The organism is Rhodoferax sp. (genome assembly GCF_028688795.1).
GTDB lineage: Bacteria > Pseudomonadota > Gammaproteobacteria > Burkholderiales > Burkholderiaceae_C > Rhodoferax.
In genome coordinates, this window is the sequence record NZ_JAQTXM010000094.1 from 1 (window position 1) to 3248 (window position 3248).

Sequence of the window (3248 nt, forward strand, 5' to 3'; positions counted from 1 at the left end):
CTTTGTTGGTCACCCGTTGGTAGTTGGGGAACATCATCGGAATCAATCCGGCATCACTGGCACCTTGCACATTGTTCTGCCCGCGCAAGGGGTGCAGACCCGAGCCAGGTTTGCCAATTTGGCCGGTGACGCTCACCAGTGCAATCAGGCAGCGGGCGTTGTCCGTGCCATGCACATGCTGGCTCACACCCATGCCCCAGAGCACCATCGCCGCTTTGGCTTTGGCAAAGGCACGCGCCACTTCGCGCAGCGTCTGCGCTGGCACGCCGCAGATGGGTGCCATGGCTTCCGGGCTGTAGCCTTTGACGTTTTCTTTCAATGCTTCAAAATTGATAGCACGTTGTGTAATGAATTCATGGGCTACCAGCCCTTCTTCAATGACCGTGTGAATCAGCGCATTGAGCATGGCGACATCGGTGTCGGGCTTGAACTGCAGCGTGCGCCAGGCGTGTTTGCCGATGTCGGTGATGCGCGGGTCAGCCAGCACTATTTTGGCGCCACGTTTGGCGGCGTTTTTCATCCAGGTGGCTGCCACCGGGTGATTGGCTGTGGGGTTGGAGCCGATGACAAAAATTAGATCCGAGTGCTCAACGTCACTGACCTGGTTACTCACTGCCGCCGAGCCCACACCTTCGAGCAAGGCCGCGACACTGGAGGCATGGCAGAGACGGGTGCAATGGTCGACGTTGTTGGAGCCAAACCCGGTGCGCACCAGTTTCTGAAACAGGTAGGCTTCTTCGTTGCTGCCCTTGGCTGAACCAAAGCCAGCCAGGGCTTTCTTGCCATGGGTGTCGCGCAGGGTTTTCAGACTACCCGCGCTGAAGTTCAGCGCCTCTTCCCATGTGGCTTCCCGAAACACGGCGGACCAGTCGGCGCTGTTGCGGTTGAGGTGTTGCAGGGCCTGGGGATCTTTGGTGACACCCTTTTTGCGAATCAGCGGCACCGTCAAACGCTGCGGGCTGTGGGCGTAATCAAAGCCAAAACGGCCTTTGACGCACAGCCGTTGGTGGTTGGCTGGGCCATCGCGCCCATCGACACTGACAATTTTGTTGTCACGCACGTTGTAGGTCAGCAAGCAGCCCACGCCGCAGAACGGGCAGACGGAGTCCACCTTTTTGTCCACCACTTGCGAGCCGATCTGTGTTTTGGGCATCAGCGCACCGGTCGGGCAGGCTTGGACACATTCACCACAGGCGACACAACTGCTGTCACCCATCGCGTCGTTCAAGTCAAACACGATTTGGCTGTGTGCGCCGCGCTGGGCGTAACCGATCACGTCGTTGACCTGTTCTTCGCGACAGGCGCGCACACATCGGTTGCACTGGATGCAGGCATCTAGGTTAACGCTCATGGCGGGATGAGAGTTGTCTGCTTTGGGCTGCTCGCGGCGCAAGGCCTTCAACTCGGGGCGCACCTGGACACCCATGCGCGCAGCCCAGTCGCTGAGTTCGCCATGCTGACCCGCGTCGGCGGCATCCGAATCACCCCTCGTGTTTTGCCCGGCATCGTTCCATTTGTAGCCCATGTCGGGCATGTCGGAGAGCAACATCTCCAGCACCATCTTCTGGCTTTTGACAGCACGTTCGCTCTTGGCCTGCACTTCCATGCCTGCGGTGATACTGCGGCAACAACTCGGGGCCAGGGTGCGCTCCCCCTTGATCTCGACCACGCAGGCGCGGCAATTGCCTTCGGCGCGCAGGCCGTCCTTGTAGCAAAGGTGGGGAATGTCTACGCCGTGGCGTTGCGCCGCTTTGAGGATGGATTCACCCTCAAAAGCATGGAGGGTTTGCTGGTCGAGCGTAAACGCCACAGTTTTAACCGCAACTTCGACGACCGTTTGGTTCGATAGGTGAGGGGCGTTCATTTAGGCAATCTCATGAGGAAAGTATTTTTGAACACAGCGCACCGGGTTGGGGGCCGCCTGGCCCAAGCCGCAGATAGAGGCATCGGTCATCACCATGCTCAGGTCTTCCAGCGTGGTGTTGTCCCATACCGGGGCCTCCATCAGCTTGGCAGCTTTGGCCGTGCCGACCCGGCAAGGGGTGCACTGGCCACAACTCTCATGGGCAAAAAACCGCATCATGTTCAAGGCTGCATCACGGGCCTTGTCATGCTGGCTCAGCACAATCACCGCCGCAGAGCCAATAAAACCGCCGTGTGGCTGCAAGGTGTCAAAGTCCAGTGGCACGTTGGCGAGTGTTGCCGGAAAGATGCCGCCCGAGGCACCACCCGGCAGGTAAGCGTACAGCGTGTGGCCCTCCAGCATGCCACCGCAGTGCTCGTCAATCAACTCCAGCAGGGTGATACCGGCCGGTGCCAGCTTGACCCCCGGATATTTGACCCGGCCACTGACACTGAAACTGCGCAGGCCTTTGCGGCCATGGCGACCAAAACCGCTGAACCAGGCTGGCCCTTTTTCCACAATGTCGCGCACCCAGTACAGGGTCTCGAAGTTGTGCACCAGCGTGGGTCGGTTGAACAAGCCCACTTCGGCCAGGTAGGGCGGGCGCATGCGGGGTTCACCGCGTTTGCCCTCTAGGCTCTCGATCATGGCGGACTCTTCGCCGCAGATGTAGGCACCCGCGCCCCGGCGCAGCTCAATCATTGGCAGCGGGTACGGCGGGTTGGCTTGCAGCTTTGCCAACTCGGTTTCCAAAATGGCGCGGCAGCTGTGGTATTCGTCACGCAGGTAGATGTAACACGCCTCACAGCCCACAACCTGTGCCGCAACCAACAAACCTTCCAGAAACCGGTGTGGATCGCGCTCCAGGTAGGTGCGATCCTTGAAGGTGCCGGGTTCCCCTTCGTCAATGTTCACCGCCATCAGGCGTGGCGATGCTTGGTCGCGCACAATGCGCCATTTTCGCCCGGCCGGGAAACCTGCGCCCCCCAAGCCACGCAGGCCGGAGTTTTCCATGGCCTGGATCACCTGTTCGACATCGCGCTCACCATTAACCAGCGCTGCTGCAAGCGCATAACCACCGTGTGCCCGGTAGGTGTCATAACCGGTGTAGCCGGGTGCCACTTCGATCGCGCTTGGCTCGGGGGAGACGCTCCTTTCGGCATGATCTGACGCCTCAAATTGACTAGCTGCCTGTGCCGGCAGGAGGTTGACTGAGGACGAATGTACTGCTGCAATGACGCGTTCAACTGATGCCAGCGGAACCGGGTGCTGGTGCACCACAACCATTGGTGCCTGCTCACAACGGCCCAGGCAGGGGGCCGCAATCACCCGAATGTCAGCCGAG

2 protein-coding genes are annotated in these 3248 nt (G+C 59.9%); both read right to left on the minus strand.

Translation table 11 applies throughout. From position 1 onward, the window contains the following. Nucleotides 1–1864: molybdopterin-dependent oxidoreductase (locus PHQ58_RS23530; RefSeq protein WP_300116349.1), on the minus strand; the 1864-nt coding region annotated here is incomplete at its 3' end. Next, nucleotides 1865–3248: NADH-ubiquinone oxidoreductase-F iron-sulfur binding region domain-containing protein (locus PHQ58_RS23535; RefSeq protein ID WP_300116352.1), on the minus strand; the 1384-nt coding region annotated here is incomplete at its 5' end.